The organism is Streptacidiphilus sp. EB103A (genome assembly GCF_041261405.1).
Lineage (GTDB): Bacteria > Actinomycetota > Actinomycetes > Streptomycetales > Streptomycetaceae > Streptacidiphilus.
The window spans coordinates 21339-35885 of the sequence record NZ_JBGCAQ010000022.1; the positions used below are offsets into that span (position 1 = coordinate 21339).

General features: G+C 71.7%; 15 protein-coding genes. 13 read left to right on the top strand and 2 right to left on the bottom strand.

What is annotated here, in order from left to right:
• Position 1: 1 nt before the first annotated feature.
• From ald to ABH941_RS31680, 9 genes are all read left to right on the top strand, one after another.
• On the top strand, positions 2 to 1117 hold the full coding sequence (gene ald / locus ABH941_RS31640) for an alanine dehydrogenase (RefSeq protein ID WP_370133009.1): 1116 nt from the start codon (positions 2 to 4) through the stop codon (positions 1115 to 1117).
• A 413-nt stretch (positions 1118 to 1530) separates the two neighbouring features.
• Complete coding sequence (locus ABH941_RS31645) at positions 1531 to 2724, top strand: ParA family protein (protein ID WP_370133010.1); 1194 nt, start codon at positions 1531 to 1533, stop codon at positions 2722 to 2724.
• Entirely contained in the window at positions 2721 to 3254 is a 534-nt protein-coding gene (locus ABH941_RS31650; RefSeq protein WP_370133151.1) for a hypothetical protein, read from the top strand. The genes ABH941_RS31645 and ABH941_RS31650 overlap by 4 nt, the downstream gene beginning before the upstream one ends.
• 62 nt (positions 3255 to 3316) lie before the next feature.
• Positions 3317 to 4282 carry a ScpA family protein gene (locus ABH941_RS31655; protein ID WP_370133152.1) on the top strand — a complete coding sequence of 322 codons (966 nt, stop codon included), beginning with the start codon at positions 3317 to 3319 and terminating at the stop codon, positions 4280 to 4282.
• 374 nt (positions 4283 to 4656) lie between these two features.
• Entirely contained in the window at positions 4657 to 5199 is a 543-nt protein-coding gene (gene scpB / locus ABH941_RS31660; RefSeq protein ID WP_370133153.1) for an SMC-Scp complex subunit ScpB, read from the top strand.
• Between the two features lie 61 nt (positions 5200 to 5260).
• Positions 5261 to 6379: a pseudouridine synthase gene (locus ABH941_RS31665; RefSeq protein WP_370133011.1), complete on the top strand. Its 1119-nt coding sequence runs from the start codon at positions 5261 to 5263 to the stop codon at positions 6377 to 6379.
• A 30-nt stretch (positions 6380 to 6409) separates the two neighbouring features.
• On the top strand, positions 6410 to 6994 hold the full coding sequence (locus ABH941_RS31670) for a TetR/AcrR family transcriptional regulator (protein ID WP_133999287.1): 585 nt from the start codon (positions 6410 to 6412) through the stop codon (positions 6992 to 6994).
• A 93-nt stretch (positions 6995 to 7087) separates the two neighbouring features.
• Positions 7088 to 8581 carry an MFS transporter gene (locus tag ABH941_RS31675; protein WP_370133012.1) on the top strand — a complete coding sequence of 498 codons (1494 nt, stop codon included), beginning with the start codon at positions 7088 to 7090 and terminating at the stop codon, positions 8579 to 8581.
• 55 nt (positions 8582 to 8636) lie between these two features.
• On the top strand, positions 8637 to 8957 hold the full coding sequence (locus ABH941_RS31680; protein ID WP_370133013.1) for a hypothetical protein: 321 nt from the start codon (positions 8637 to 8639) through the stop codon (positions 8955 to 8957).
• Here ABH941_RS31680 and ABH941_RS31685 read toward each other — a convergent pair.
• Positions 8954 to 9316 carry a DUF952 domain-containing protein gene (locus ABH941_RS31685; RefSeq protein WP_370133014.1) on the bottom strand — a complete coding sequence of 121 codons (363 nt, stop codon included), beginning with the start codon at positions 9314 to 9316 and terminating at the stop codon, positions 8954 to 8956. The two genes, ABH941_RS31680 and ABH941_RS31685, sit on opposite strands and share 4 nt — an antisense overlap.
• Before the next feature lie 86 nt (positions 9317 to 9402).
• Here ABH941_RS31685 and ABH941_RS31690 point away from each other — a divergent pair, with 86 nt between their 5' ends.
• The 4 genes from ABH941_RS31690 to der all read left to right on the top strand — a co-directional run bounded on the left by ABH941_RS31690 (position 9403) and on the right by der (position 14152).
• Positions 9403 to 10518 (top strand): M24 family metallopeptidase, encoded by a 1116-nt coding sequence (locus ABH941_RS31690; RefSeq protein ID WP_370133015.1) that lies wholly within the window; start codon positions 9403 to 9405, stop codon positions 10516 to 10518.
• Positions 10519 to 10743: 225 nt separating this feature from the next.
• Positions 10744 to 11835, top strand: a complete 1092-nt coding sequence (locus ABH941_RS31695; protein WP_370133016.1) for a prephenate dehydrogenase — start codon at positions 10744 to 10746, stop codon at positions 11833 to 11835.
• A 49-nt stretch (positions 11836 to 11884) separates the two neighbouring features.
• Entirely contained in the window at positions 11885 to 12610 is a 726-nt protein-coding gene (cmk, locus tag ABH941_RS31700) for a (d)CMP kinase (RefSeq protein WP_370133017.1), read from the top strand.
• An 84-nt stretch (positions 12611 to 12694) separates the two neighbouring features.
• Positions 12695 to 14152 carry a ribosome biogenesis GTPase Der gene (gene der, locus ABH941_RS31705; protein ID WP_133999269.1) on the top strand — a complete coding sequence of 486 codons (1458 nt, stop codon included), beginning with the start codon at positions 12695 to 12697 and terminating at the stop codon, positions 14150 to 14152.
• Between the two features lie 91 nt (positions 14153 to 14243).
• Here the strand turns inward: der and ABH941_RS31710 are convergent, their stop codons facing one another.
• Positions 14244 to 14546, bottom strand: coding sequence for a hypothetical protein (locus ABH941_RS31710; protein WP_370133018.1), 303 nt, complete (start codon positions 14544 to 14546; stop codon positions 14244 to 14246).
• Position 14547: the final 1 nt, after the last annotated feature.

Genomic DNA, 14547 nt, shown 5'->3' on the forward strand with positions numbered 1-14547 from the left:
CGTGAAGGTCGGCATCCCCCGCGAGGTCAAGAACCACGAGTACCGCGTGGCCATCACGCCCGCCGGCGTGCACGAGCTGGTCCGCAACGGGCACCAGGTCGTGGTGGAGCAGAACGCCGGTGTCGGCTCCTCCATCACCGACGAGGAGTTCGTCTCCGCCGGCGCCGAGATCCTCCCCACCGCTGACGAGGTCTGGGCCGCGGCCGACCTGCTGCTCAAGGTCAAGGAGCCCATCGCCGAGGAGTACCACCGCCTCCGCAAGGGCCAGACCCTGTTCACCTACCTTCACCTGGCCGCCTCGCGGGAGTGCACCGACGCCCTCCTCGCCTCCGGCACCACCGCCATCGCCTACGAGACCGTGCAACTGGCCAACGGCGCCCTGCCGCTGCTCGCGCCGATGTCCGAGGTCGCGGGCCGGCTGGCCCCGCAGGTCGGCTCGTACCACCTGATGCGCCCGGCCGGCGGCCGCGGCACCCTGCCGGGCGGCGTGCCCGGGACCCACGCGGCCAAGGCTGTGGTCATCGGTGGCGGCGTCTCCGGCTGGCACGCGGCGACCATCGCCATCGGCATGGGCTACGACGTGACCCTGCTGGACCGTGACATCAACAAGCTCCGCGAGGCCGACAGGATCTTCGGCAACCGGATCAAGGCCATCGCCTCCAACGCCTTCGAGCTGGAGAAGGCCGTGCTGGAGGCCGACCTGGTCATCGGCGCGGTGCTGATCCCCGGTGCCAAGGCCCCCAAGCTGGTCACCAACGAGCTGGTCTCGCGGATGAAGCCGGGCTCCGTGCTCGTCGACATCGCCATCGACCAGGGCGGCTGCTTCGAGGACTCCCGGCCCACCACGCACGCCGAGCCGACCTTCCCGGTCCACAACTCGGTCTTCTACTGCGTCGCCAACATGCCGGGCGCGGTGCCCAACACCTCCACCTACGCGCTGACCAACGCGACGATGCCGTACATCGTCGAGCTGGCCAACCGCGGCTGGAAGGAAGCCTGCAACCGTGACGCCGCGCTCGCCAAGGGCCTCAATGCGCACGAGGGACAGCTGACCTACCGCGAGGTGGCCGAGGCGCACGGCCTCAGCTCGGTCGACCTGGCCGACGTGCTGGCCTGAAGTGGCTCTGGCCTGAGGCATAGTCCAAAACGACGGGCGGAGCACTTCGGTGCTCCGCCCGTCGGCGTGCCGGGCGGGCGTGCTGCGGGTGCGAATGGTCTCAATGTCGACAGATCGTCAACTTTCTGACGTCTGATCTCACTCCCGTGCGGATGTGGTGACAGTGGCCCGAAAGGCTGTACTGCCGCCTGATCTCTGGCATCGTGGCGGGGTGCGGCGCTAACGTCGGCCATCGCGCGGTGATCTAGTCATATCGACATGTTGGTTCGTGCATCACTGGTGTGGTGGTTGGCGCTACTGTGTCGTTGCTAGGCTGCGGCACGGCACATGCCGCCCATTGGAGGGGGCAAGCCCCAAAGCCCCACCAAACGATTCCGGTGTCAACGGCGGTCGCCAAGGAGGTAAGACGACTTGTGAATGAGTCGACATTTGCTCCCGGGGGTGGTCAGCCAGGACTGGTGCAGGACGTCGCCGGTCCCTCCGGGGAGGAGTCGATGGACGTGCGCACCTTTGACGCCCGCCAGGCGACGCCCGAGTACGACACCCACCACTACCCCGGTCAGGCCGATCCCTACCAGGCCGCCGCGCGCCACTCCGAGGTGCCCGAGCCGGTCGTCTACAACGCCACGGCCTACGACGCCGTGGAGCCGGGCCTGGTCTACGCCGAACTGCCGGACGGTCAGTTCTACGACCCCGACGCCGAGTACGAGCCCGACCCGGAGTACGCCGCCACCCTGGCGCCCGACGCGGCCCGGCAGCGCCGTGAGCGGGTCGGCCCCACCGGCCGCCCGCTGCCGTACTTCCCGATCCCCTCACCGCTCACCGAGCACGGTCCGGCCAAGATCGTGGCGATGTGCAACCAGAAGGGCGGGGTCGGCAAGACCACCTCGACCATCAACCTGGGCGCGGCGCTGGCCGAGTACGGCCGGCGGGTGCTGCTGGTCGACTTCGACCCGCAGGGCGCGCTCTCGGTCGGCCTCGGCGTCAACCCGATGGAACTGGACCTGACGGTCTACAACCTGCTCATGGAGCGGGGCCTGACGGCCGACGAGGTGCTGCTGAAGACCGCCGTCCCCGGCATGGACCTGCTGCCGTCCAACATCGACCTGTCGGCCGCCGAGGTGCAGCTGGTCAGCGAGGTGGCCCGGGAGTCCGCGCTGGCGCGGGCGCTCAAGCCGCTGCTGCCGGACTACGACTACGTCATCATCGACTGCCAGCCGTCGCTGGGCCTGCTCACGGTCAACGCGCTGACCGCGGCCAACAGCGTCATCGTGCCGCTGGAGTGCGAGTTCTTCGCGCTGCGCGGGGTCGCGCTGCTCACCGAGACCATCGAGAAGGTCTGCGAGCGGCTCAACCCCGACCTGCGCCTGGACGGCATCCTGGCGACCATGTACGACTCCCGCACGGTGCACAGCCGTGAGGTGCTGGCCCGGGTCACCGAGGCCTTCGGTGAGCACGTCTTCCACACCGTCATCGGCCGCACGGTGCGCTTCCCGGAGACCACGGTGGCCGGCGAGCCGATCACCACCTACGCCTCCAACTCGGTCGGCGCCGCCGCCTACCGCCAGCTCGCCAGGGAGGTGCTCGCCCGGTGCCCCGTCGAGTGAGCCTCCCGGGAGCGGACGAACTGTTCCGGACCACCGGGGGGATGTCGCTCACGCCCGCGCCCCGCTCCTCCGAACCGGCCCAGAGTCGGCCGGCGGAGGCCGGAGCCGCGGAGCCGGAGGGTGAGCACGCCTCCGGCGAGAAGGCCGCCCAGGCCGCGGCGCCGGCGCCGGTGGCGCCCCAGCGCCGACCGCTGTCCACCGGGGCGGCCCCCGGCGCGGCGGCCGGGCAGCCGGCCCCGCAGCACAACGGCACCCCCGCCCCTGCGGCGGACGCCGCGGCCCGGCGCAAGCCCCGGGGAGGCGGGCGGTCCCGCCCTACCGGGCGGGAGCGGCACGAGGAGAAGATCACGGTCTATGTCTCCGCCGAGGAGCTGATCGACCTGGAGCACGCCCGGCTGGTGCTGCGGGGCGAGCACGGGCTCGCGGTGGACCGCGGGCGGATAGTGCGGGAGGCCGTGGCGGTGGTGCTGGCGGACCTGGAGCAGCGGGGCGAGGCCAGCATTCTGGTGCGGCGGCTGCGGGGGCGCTAGCTCCGTTCTTTGGGTGCGGGCTGTGCATGGCTTGTCGCGCAGTTCCCCGCGCCCCTAAGTAGCTGCAACTGAACCGCGGTGGGCAAGTTGCACCCCCCAGGGGCGCGGGGAACTGCGCGCCCAGCCACGCACAGCCCGCGCGGGGCTCTACGCTGAGCCGGGTGAGCGCACCAGCCGTCCCCGTACCCCCCGACGCGCCTCCCGAGGTGGAGGCGGAGCCGTCCGGCGGGTTCCTGGTGCACCTCGACAACTTCGAGGGCCCGTTCGACCTGCTGCTCAGCCTGATCGCCAAGCACAAGCTGGACGTCACCGAGGTCTCACTGTCCCAGGTCACCGACGACTTCATCGCCCACATCAGGGCCATGGGCCCGGACTGGGACCTGGACCTGGCCAGCGAGTTCCTGGTGGTCGCGGCGACCCTGCTGGACCTCAAGGCGGCGCGGCTGCTCCCGGTGGCCGAGCTGGAGGACGAGGAGGACCTGGCCCTGCTGGAGGCGCGTGACCTGCTGTTCGCGCGGCTGCTCCAGTACCGGGCCTACAAGCAGATCGCCGCGCTGTTCGAGCAGCGCTGGGCGGAGGAGCAGAAGCGCCGCCCGCGGACCGCCGGGCTGGAGCCGCACCATGCCGCGCTGCTGCCCGAGGTGGTCATCAGCCTCACCCCCGAGGCCTTCGCCCGGCTGGCCGTGAGGGCGATGGAGCCCAAGCCCAAGCCGGTGGTCTACGTCGACCACATCCACACGCCGAAGGTGAGCGTGCGCGAGCAGGCCGCGCTGCTGCTGGAGCGGCTGCAGCAGCTGGGGCAGGCCAGCTTCCGCACCCTGACCGAGGACGCCCCGGACGTGCTGACGGTGGTGGCCAGGTTCCTGGCGCTGCTGGAGCTCTACCGCGAGCGGGTGCTGCTGTTCGACCAGCCGGAGGCGCTGGGGGAACTGCTGGTGCAGTGGATCGGGGAGGAAGGGGCCCAGATCGAGGTGAGCGAGGAGTTCGACACCGAGGGCTCCGGGACCGAGGAAGGCGACAAGCGATGAGCGGCAGCGACGACGGAAGCCGGCCCGGTGGACGGCGGCAGCTGGGGATGCCCGGCCGGCCGCGCCCCGGGGAGTACCTGGAGAACGCCTGGATCGAGGACGAGACCTGGGTCGAACCGGAGCCGGTCCAGCCCGATCCCGTCCCCGATCCCGTCCCCGAGCCCTTTCCGAGGCCGGCCCCGGAGCCCGACCCGATCCCCAGGCCGGTCCCGGAGCCTCCGGTGCCCGGGCCCGAGCCGGTCCCGGATCCGCTGCCGTCGCCGCCGGCCCCACCGCTGCCGCCCGCTCCGCCGCTGCCCGATCCCCAGCCGTTGCCGCTGCCCGACCCGGGCGCGTCCGCGGTGGACCTGAAGCCGGCCCTGGAGGCGATCCTGATGGTGGTCGTCGAGCCTACGACCAGCGCCCATCTCGCCGAGGTGCTGGAGCGGCCCAAGCGGGTCGTCGAGCGCGCGCTGCGGGAGCTGGCCGCCGAGTACACCGAGCAGGGGCGCGGTTTCGAGCTGCGCTTCGTGGCCGGGGGCTGGCGCTACTACAGCCGTGCGGAGTGCTCACCGGCGGTCGACCGCTTCGTCCTGGACGGCCAGCACGCCCGGTTGACGCAGGCCGCGCTGGAGACCCTGGCGGTCATCGCCTACCGTCAGCCGGTGTCCAGATCGCGGGTGTCCGCCGTTCGTGGTGTGAACTGTGACGGCGTCATGCGTACCCTTGTGCAGAGGGGTCTGGTCGAGGAGACCGGGTCCGAACCGGAAACAGGAGCCATCCTGTACCGGACGACGCAAACATTTTTGGAACGGATGGGGCTGCGCGGCCTTGACGAGCTGCCGGAGCTGGCCCCCTTCCTGCCTGAGGCCGACGACGTGGAAGCGGACTCGCAGGAGGGCTCAGCGATCGCCGAGGCGGTCGCCACGAGCAGGTGACAGGCAGTGACACCCGCCCTGGGACGCGGCCCCGACGACGGATTCGACAACGGACTTCTTGATGCGTAGCGGTAGTAACAACAACGGTAGGAACAGCAGTGGCGGCGGTGGCGGCGGCCGCAGTGGGGGCGGCACCCCGCGCGGTGCCGGCGGCGGCCGTGGCGGACAGCGCGGCGGCTCCACCAACGCCGGCAAGCGCCGCAGCGGCAGCGGCTGGGAGAAGGAGTCGCCGCGTCCCGAGCAGCGCTCCTACGACCGTCCCGAGTACGGCGCCAAGGCGCCCGGCGCGGGCCGTTCGGTCGGCCAGATCCGCCCCGGCGGTCTGGGCGGCGGCGCGGGCGCCAAGCGCGGCCCGGCCAAGCCGGTGCGCTCGCGCGAGCTGCAGGCCAAGGTCGAGGACGCGGTGCGGGCCCGGCACGACAAGCCGGCCGTGAAGCTGCCGAAGACGCACGGCGAGCCCGAGGGCGAGCGGCTGCAGAAGGTGCTGGCGAGGGCCGGCATGGGCAGCCGTCGCGCCTGCGAGGAGCTGATCGAGCAGGGCCGCGTCGAGGTCAACGGCGAGCGGGTGCGTGAGCAGGGCAAGCGGGTCGACGCCGCCCATGACGAGATCAAGGTGGACGGCCTGACCGTCGCCACCCAGTCGTACCTGTTCTTCGCGCTCAACAAGCCGGCCGGCGTGGTGGCCACCATGGAGGACCCCGACGGCCGCCAGTGCCTGGGCGACTACGTGAACAACCGGGAGACCCGGCTGTTCCACGTGGGCCGGCTGGACACCGAGACCGAGGGCATCATCCTGCTCACCAACCACGGCGAGCTGGCGCACCGGCTGACCCACCCCAAGTACGGCGTCACCAAGACCTATCTGGCCGCGATCCAGGGCCCGATCCCGCGCGACCTGGGCAAGCAGCTGGCCAAGGGCGTCGAGCTGGAGGACGGCTGGGCCCGCGCCGACAGCTTCAAGGTGGTCCAGAACGTCGGCAAGAACTACCTGGTCGAGGTGAGCCTGCACGAGGGCCGCAAGCACATCGTGCGCCGGCTGCTGGCCGAGGCCGGCTACCCGGTCGAGAAGCTGGTCCGGGTGCAGTTCGGCCCGATCGCCCTGGGCGACCAGAAGTCCGGTTGGCTGCGCCGCCTCACCAACCCCGAGGTCGGCCAGCTGATGAAGGCCGTCGGGCTGTAGGGATCGGACTGTAGGGATCGGGGAGTAGGGATGACCGCGACGGTGCGCCGTTCCCGGCTCAGCAGTGAGCGGGAGGCCGAGCTCTACCAGGCCGTGATCGAGCTGGTGCGCGAGGTCGGCTACGAGGCCATGACCATGGACGCCGTCGCGGCCCGCAGCCGGTCCAGCAAGGCCACCCTGTACCGGCAGTGGCAGGGCAAGCCGCAGCTGGTGGCCGCCGCCATGCGGCACAACCGGCCGGTGAAGACCCTGGACGTGGACACCGGCAGTCTGCGCGGCGACCTGCACCGGCTGGCCGACGAGGTCGGCGACGCGGCCGAGCACGACACCTCGTTCATGGGCGCCATCGGCCATGCCGTGAGCAGCAACCCGGACCTGGCCGCCGCCCTGCAGGAGATGCTGATCGACCCGGAGCGGGCGAAGCTGGACGCCATGGTCCGGCGGGCGGTGGACCGGGGGGAGATCGCGGCCGACGCCGCGGCCGTGGAGTTCTTCGCCCACATGGTGCTGGGGGCGGTGATCGCCCGGAAGTTCCTGGAGGGCAAGTTCGCCGACGGCGAGTACCTGTCCCGTTATGTCGACGCGGTGGTCCTGCCCGCGCTCGGTGTCGTCTGAGTCACACCTGCGGCTTATCGAAACGCTTGAGTTTCGATAAGCCGCATTCTATGGTGGTGTCGAGTACGAAACCGTTTCGTTCGGAGAGAGACCATGACCCAGACCTCCGTCGGCACCCGCACCGACACCCCGTCCCGCGTGGGATCGGCCTCCACGCACCGCTGGTGGGTGCTGGCTGTCATCGCCCTCGCCCAGCTGATGGTCGTGCTCGACGCGACCGTCATGAACATCGCGCTGCCCTCGGCCCAGCACGCGCTGGGCTTCAACGACAGCGACCGGCAGTGGGTCATCACCGCCTACTCGCTGGCCTTCGGCAGCCTGCTGCTGATCGGCGGACGCCTGGCCGACCTGATCGGCCGGAAGACCGTGTTCCTGGTCGGGGTGGTCGGCTTCGCCGTCGCCTCGGCCCTGGCCGGTGCGGCCGGCAACTTCGAGGTCCTGGTCATCGGACGGGCCCTGCAGGGCATGTTCGGCGCCCTGCTCGCACCCGCCGCCCTCTCCCTGCTCAACACCACCTTCACCGACGCACGGGAGCGCGCCAAGGCGTTCGGGATCTACGGAGCCATCGCCGGGGCCGGCGGCGGACTGGGACTGCTGCTCGGCGGGCTCCTCACCGAGCACCTCAGCTGGCGCTGGACCCTCTACATCAACCTGTTCTTCGCGGTGCTCGCCCTCGTCGGCGGCCTGATCCTGCTCAAGCCCGGCGCCCCGGCCGACCGCCCCAAGCTGGACATCCCCGGCACGCTGCTGGTCACCGCCGGCCTCTTCGGCCTGGTCTACGGCTTCTCCAACGCCGAGACGCACCACTGGTCCTCCCCGATGACCTGGGGCTTCCTGGTCGCGGGCGGGCTGCTGATCGCCGCGTTCGGCTGGTGGCAGACGCGCGCCCAGCACCCGCTGCTGCCGCTACGGGTCCTGTTCGACCGCAACCGCGGCGCCTCGTTCCTGGCCGTCGGCATCTCCGGCGCGGGCATGTTCGGCGTGTTCCTGTTCCTGACCTACTACCTCCAGGTCTCCCGGCACTACACCCCGGTCAGCACCGGTCTGGCGTTCCTGCCGATGATCGGCGCGCTGATCGTCACCGCGCAGATCGCGACCAATGTGCTGATCCCCAGGATCGGCCCCAAGCCGGTGGTCCCGCTGGGCATGGGCCTGGCGGCCGCCGGCATGGTGCTGCTCACCGGCCTCGGCATGAACAGCGGCTACGTCACCGCGGTGCTCCCGGCGCTGGTGATCACCGGGTTGGGCATCGGCCTGGTGATGCCCCCGGCGATGAGCCTGGCCACCGACCGGATCGACCCGGCGGACGCGGGCGTCGCCTCGGCGACCGTCAACACCATGCAGCAGATCGGCGGCTCCATCGGCACCGCACTGCTCAACACCCTGGCCTCCAGCGCCGCCACCAGCTACATGGTGGGGAAGACCGCGAGCCCGGCCGTGCTGGCCCAGGCCCAACTGCACAGCTACAGCACCGCCTACTGGTGGTCGGCCGGGTTCTTCGTGGTCGGCCTGGTCCTCACCGGAGCGCTCTACCGCCGCGGCCGGATCTCGGTGGACCCGGATGCGCCGGCCGCCGTGCACATGTGACGAGCCATCAATCCGCAAGCGGATTCGCCATCTGGGCAACGGGTATGCAGCGGGCATGGCAGAGATCTTGGTGGAAGAGAACTTCGTCCGCATCGACGGAGCCGACATGAACGCACTGCTGAACATCCTGGACGCGGTGGGTCTGGAGGCCGAGCCGACGGCGCCGCGCGACAACGACACCGGTCGCCGGTGGCAGTTGTCCGTGCACTGGCTTCCCACCGCTCCGCCGAGCGCCGAGATGGTGACGGGGCTCTCCGGGGCCTTCGCCGAGATCCACGCCCACTTCGTACGGGAGGGGAAGCTGCCGCCGGCCCGCGTCGTCCTCTATGGGCGGGAGACGGAGGCGATCCACATCTTCGAACCCGAAGCGGCCTAACTCCAGGCGGCGAGGGTCGCCCAGCGCCCCGTGGCGTCGCGTTCGACCTCCAGCATCCCGGCCACCGCCGAGCGGTTCACCGTACCGTAGATGTGGGGGAAGAGCGTGGCGCCCGGGGTGCCGGGCGGCGGCGCGGGGGAAGCGGCCTCCCAGCGGACGGGGGCGTCCAGGGCGTCCTCGTCGATCAACAGGACCATCAGCGGTCCCTGGGTTCGGGCGAAGCGGTCGTTGGCCACCGCCAGCACCGACTTCTCGTCGGGCGAGCAGTGGATGAAGCCCTCCAACGCCAGCGAGGCCGTGGCGTAGGGGCGGTCGGGGTGCGCCAGCCAGCCGTCGAGCGTCGTCAGGTGCAGAATCATCTCCTCTTTCTACCCGATCCCTGGCGCTCCGGATCACCCCTTGCGCAGACTGGCAGTGGACTCGACCGCATGGTGGACTGGGCCGCATGGCCCATGACGCTGAGCTTTACCCCGTTGACAGGATCGTCCGCGCGCAGAAGGCCGCCGCCGAGGCCGGTCTGGACGCCCTACTGGTCTCGCCCGGACCCGACCTGCGGTATCTGACCGGGTACCAGGCACTGCCGCTGGAACGGCTGACCTGCCTGGTGGCGCCGGCGAGCGGGGAGCCGTTCCTGGTCGTGCCGCTGCTGGAGCAGCCCGCCGCCGAGGCCTCGCCGGCCGGGGCCCTGGACCTGGAGATCGTCGGCTGGCGCGAGACCGAGGACCCCTATGAGCGGATCGCGAAGCGGATCGGCGGGTCTTCGCGCAAGGTCGGCGTCGACAACCACATGTGGGCCGAGAAGGTCCTGGCTCTCCGGGCCGCGCTGCCCGGCGCGGAGCAGGCGCTGGCCGGTGAGGTGCTCGGGGCGCTGCGGATGCGGAAGTCCGACGCCGAGATCCGGGCGCTGCGGGCGGCGGGTGCGGCGATCGACGCGGTACACCGGGCGGTGGGGGACTGGCTGCGCCCCGGACGGACCGAGCGCGAGGTCGGCAGGGACATCGCCGACGCCATCATCGCGGCCGGCCACGAGACGGTCGACTTCGTGATCGTCGCCTCGGGACCGAACGGCGCCAGCCCGCACCATGAGCTGTCCGACCGGGTGATCCGGGCCGGGGAGCCGGTGGTGGTCGACATCGGCGGCACCATGCCGTCGGGCTACTGCTCCGACTCGACCCGCAACTACTGCGTCGGCCAGGCGCCCGCGGACTACCTCCGGGCCTTCGAAGTGCTGCTGGCGGCGCAGACCGCGCAGTGCGAGTCGATCCGTCCCGGGATCACCGCAGAGCGGTTGGACGCGGTGGGCCGGGAGATCATCGCCGAAGCCGGGTACGGGGAGCGGTTCATCCACCGCACCGGCCACGGAATCGGCCTGGAGACCCACGAGGAGCCCTACATCGTCTCCGGCTCGGCCCGGCCGCTGGAGCCGGGGATGACCTTCTCCGTCGAACCCGGCATCTACCTCCCGGGGTTGCACGGCGCCCGGATCGAGGACATCGCGGTCTGCACGGAGACCGGGGGCGAGCGCCTCAATCTGACATCACGTGAGCTGCGCCTGCTGTGAGCACGGGGTGCCGGGCGGCCGTACTAGGCTGACCGCGCAGGACGTGGTGCCGGGGCACTGCGCCGGGAGCGCCCGTACCGTCCTGTTGTGTCCCCTCGGCCCGGCGGCCTGGGTCGGTCTGCGCCTCCGACCCGGGCCGCACGCGCCGGAACGGAGTCGCTGGGTGGCCCGGCCATGCGGAATCATGGGCCTCACCTTTTCCACGACCCGAGGACGTACCCCGCCATGCGCACCGCCGCCGTGATCGGCACCGGACTGATCGGTACCTCCGCCGCGCTCGCGCTGAGCGCCCGCGGGATAACGGTGCACCTGCGGGACGCCGACCCCGATGCCGCCCGTACCGCGGCGTCGCTGGGGGCGGGGACGGTGGAGGAGCCGGACGGGCCGGTGGACCTGGCGATCATCGCGGTGCCGCCGGCGATGATCGCCCCGGTGCTGGCCGACTGCCAGCGGCAGAATCTGGCCCGTTGGTACACCGACGTCGCCAGTGTGAAGGCGGGCCCGCGCCGGGACATCGCCGCGCTGGGCTGCGACACCGTCCACTACATCGGCAGCCACCCGATGGCCGGGGCCGAGCGGACCGGGCCGCTGGCCGCGCGGGCCGATCTGTTCGAGGGCCGGACCTGGGTGCTGACCCCGACCCCGGAGACCGACACCGACACCCTCAACGCGGCGCTGGAGCTGGTGGCGCTGTGCGGGGCCGTCCCGGTGGTGATGGACGCCGCCGCGCACGACCGCGCCGTCGCCCTGGTCTCGCACACCCCGCAGCTGCTGGCCAGCCTGGTGGCGGCGCGGCTGGAGCACGCCGAGGAGAACGCCGTCCGGCTCGCCGGCCCCGGGATCAGGGACACCACCCGGATCGCCGGATCCAATCCGCTGATGTGGGTGGAGATCCTCAGCGCCAACGCCGGGATGGTCGCCGACATCCTGGAGGAGCTGGCTGCCGACCTCGGCGGAGCGGTCGCCGGGCTGCGGGCGCTGCAGGCCTCGGACGAGGCCAAGCGTGAGGAGGGCGCGAGCGCCGTCGAGGACGTGCTGCGCCGGGGCAACGCGGGGCGGGCCCGGATCCCGGGCAAGCACGGCGCGCCGCCCACCCGGTACGAGACGGTCGTCGTCGCGATCGGCGACCAGCCGGGCGAGCTGGCGCGACTGTTCGCCGAGGCCGGGCGGGTCGGGGTCAACATCGAGGACGTGCTGATCGAGCACTCCACCGGACGGCAGGTCGGGCTGGTGCAGCTGATGGTCGCGCCCTCCGCGGTGAGCAGGTTGACCGAGGCGCTGCAGGAGCGGGGCTGGCAGGTGCGCGCGGACCGGTAACCTTGAGGGAGACCCCCGGCGGCATCGAGAAGAATGAGGACCTTTCACCGTGGCCCACCACACTGCGCCGAGCGGCGCCGACCGTTCGGGCGCCCCGGTGATCGTCGTCCTCGACGGCCCGGCCGGCACCGGTAAGTCCACCGTCTCCCGCGAGATCGCCGGCCGGCTCGGCCTCAGCTTCCTCGACACCGGCGCGATGTACCGGGCGATGACCTACTGGCTGCTGCAGAACGGCGTGGACGTCGACGACGCCGAGGCGGTGGCGAACGCCTCGGCCAAGCCGGTGATCCTCTCCGGCACGGACGCCGACGGGCCGACGATCACCGTCGACGGGGTGGACGTCTCCGGGCCGATCCGCGGCCCCGAGGTCACCGCCGCGGTCTCGGCCGTCTCGGCCGTCCCCGAGGTGCGCACCCGGCTGGTCGACCTGCAGCGCGGCTCGGCCGCCGCCGCCCCGCGCGGGATCGTCGCCGAGGGCCGCGACATGGGCACCGTGGTCTTCCCCGCGGCGGACCTCAAGGTCTTCCTCACCGCCTCCGCCACCACCCGCGCCACCCGCAGGGCCGCGCAGCTGGGGGTGGCCGACCCGGCCGGTGTGGCGGAGATCCTCGCGGACATCGAGCGCCGCGACGCCGCCGACTCCGGGCGGGCCACCTCGCCGCTGGCCAAGGCCGACGACGCGATCGAGGTCGACACCAGCGAGATGGACCCCGAAGAGGTCATCAGCCACATCTTGGGTCTGGTGGCCCAGCGCGCCCGAACCGTCCAGGCCTAGCCCCCGCCCGGCCCGGCCCCGCACCGTCCCGAAGTACTGCGCGCCCCTCCCGGGCGTCTGACGAACGAGAGTTGGCACCGCACCATGAGCAACGAGATCGTCGGCAGCAACGCCGGCAACGGCGAGCTGGATCCGGCGGACTACGCCGAGTTCATGGCACTCGCCGCAGAAGAGGGCTTCGACGCCGAGGAGATCGGCGACCTGGCACAGGCCGGCCCGCTGCCGGTGCTGGCCGTCGTCGGCCGCCCCAACGTCGGCAAGTCGACCCTGGTCAACCGCATCATCGGCCGCCGCGAGGCGGTCGTCGAGGACAAGCCGGGCGTCACCCGGGACCGGGTCCACTACGAGGCGACCTGGAACGGCCGCCGCTTCCGGCTGGTCGACACCGGCGGCTGGGAGATCGACGTCTTCGGCCTGGACGCGATGGTCGCCGCGCAGGCCGAGCTGGGGATCGAGAACTCCGACGCGGTGCTGTTCGTGGTGGACGCCACCGTCGGCGCGACCGACACCGACGAGGCGCTGGTCAAGCTGATCCGCCGGTCCGGCAAGCCGGTGGTGCTGTGCGCCAACAAGGTGGACGGGCTCTCCGGCGAGGCCGACGCCGCGATGCTGTGGTCGCTCGGCCTCGGCGAGCCGTACGCGGTCTCGGCGCTGCACGGCCGCGGCTCCGGCGACCTGCTGGACGCCATCCTGGACAAGCTGCCGCCCGCGCCGGAGCAGACCTTCGGCGGCGAGCCGCTCGGCGGCCCGCGCCGGGTCGCGCTGATCGGCCGGCCCAACGTGGGCAAGTCCAGCCTGCTGAACAAAGTCGCCAAGGAGGACCGGGTCGTCGTCAACGAGGTGGCCGGCACCACCCGCGACCCGGTCGACGAGCTGATCGAACTCGGCGGCAAGACCTGGAAGTTCATCGACACCGCCGGTATCCGCCGCCGGGTGCACCAGACGGCCGGCGCCGACTTCTACGCCTCGCTGCGCACCTCGGCCGCGCTGGAGAAGGCCGAGGTCGCGGTCGTCCTCATCGACGCCAGCGAGACCCTGGCCGAGCAGGACACCCGGATCATCTCGATGGCCGTGGAGTCGGGCCGCGCGGTCGTCGTCGCCTACAACAAGTGGGACCAGCTCGACGAGGAGCGCCGCTACTACCTGGAGCGGGAGATCGAGCAGGACCTGGTCCAGGTCCAGTGGGCGCCCCGGGTGAACGTCTCCGCACTGACCGGTCGGCACATGGAGAAGCTGGTCCCGGCCATCGAGACGGCGCTGGAGGGCTGGGAGACCCGGATCCCCACGGCGCGGCTCAACGCCTTCCTGGGCGAGCTCGTCGCCGCGCATCCGCACCCGGTGCGCGGGGGCAAGCAGCCCCGCATCCTGTTCGGCACCCAGGCCGGCGCCAAGCCGCCGCGGTTCGTGCTCTTCGCCTCGGGCTTCATCGAGGCCGGCTACCGGCGCTTCGTCGAGCGCCGGCTGCGTGAGGAGTTCGGCTTCGTCGGCACGCCGATCTCGATCAGCGTGCGGGTGCGCGAGAAGCGCGGGCGCAAGAAGTAGGGATGTCACCGAGGGGCCCTGTGCGCTTGCCGCACGGGGCCCCTTCGCATTCAGGTCCGGTCAGCCGGCGGTCCGGTCAGGCGCGGTCCTGTCAGCCGCGGCCCGGCGGCAGCGAGAGGTAGCTGCGGTGGCGGCCCATCCCGCCCTGCGTCGCGTACTCGTGGCTGCCCGCGTAGTAGTGGCCGAAGCCGGTGAAACGCAGCTCCTCCTCCCCGGAGCGGTCCCCCGGCAGGGCCCGGAAGAGCCGCCGGAACTCCGAGTACAGCGCGTCGTAGATGGGCGTGCTGGAGGCCGGTTCGGCCTCGTGCGAACGCGGGGAGGGCATCAGCGGGGCGCTCGGCGGCACATGGCCGGTGGCCCAGCGCGGCGGAGGGAAGGAGCGAGAAGTCTGCACG

Bases quoted from the DNA above. Each gene is read 5' to 3' on its own strand.
- scpB (WP_370133153.1), top strand. From the start codon at position 4,657: ATGGTGGTCGTCGAGCCTACGACCAGCGCCCATCTCGCCGAGGTGCTG.
- ABH941_RS31665 (WP_370133011.1), top strand. From the start codon at position 5,261: ATGCGTAGCGGTAGTAACAACAACGGTAGGAACAGCAGTGGCGGCGGT.
- ABH941_RS31670 (WP_133999287.1), top strand. From the start codon at position 6,410: ATGACCGCGACGGTGCGCCGTTCCCGGCTCAGCAGTGAGCGGGAGGCC.
- ABH941_RS31675 (WP_370133012.1), top strand. From the start codon at position 7,088: ATGACCCAGACCTCCGTCGGCACCCGCACCGACACCCCGTCCCGCGTG.
- ABH941_RS31680 (WP_370133013.1), top strand. From the start codon at position 8,637: ATGGCAGAGATCTTGGTGGAAGAGAACTTCGTCCGCATCGACGGAGCC.
- ABH941_RS31685 (WP_370133014.1), bottom strand. From the start codon at position 9,316: ATGATTCTGCACCTGACGACGCTCGACGGCTGGCTGGCGCACCCCGAC.
- ABH941_RS31690 (WP_370133015.1), top strand. From the start codon at position 9,403: ATGGCCCATGACGCTGAGCTTTACCCCGTTGACAGGATCGTCCGCGCG.
- ABH941_RS31695 (WP_370133016.1), top strand. From the start codon at position 10,744: ATGCGCACCGCCGCCGTGATCGGCACCGGACTGATCGGTACCTCCGCC.
- der (WP_133999269.1), top strand. From the start codon at position 12,695: ATGAGCAACGAGATCGTCGGCAGCAACGCCGGCAACGGCGAGCTGGAT.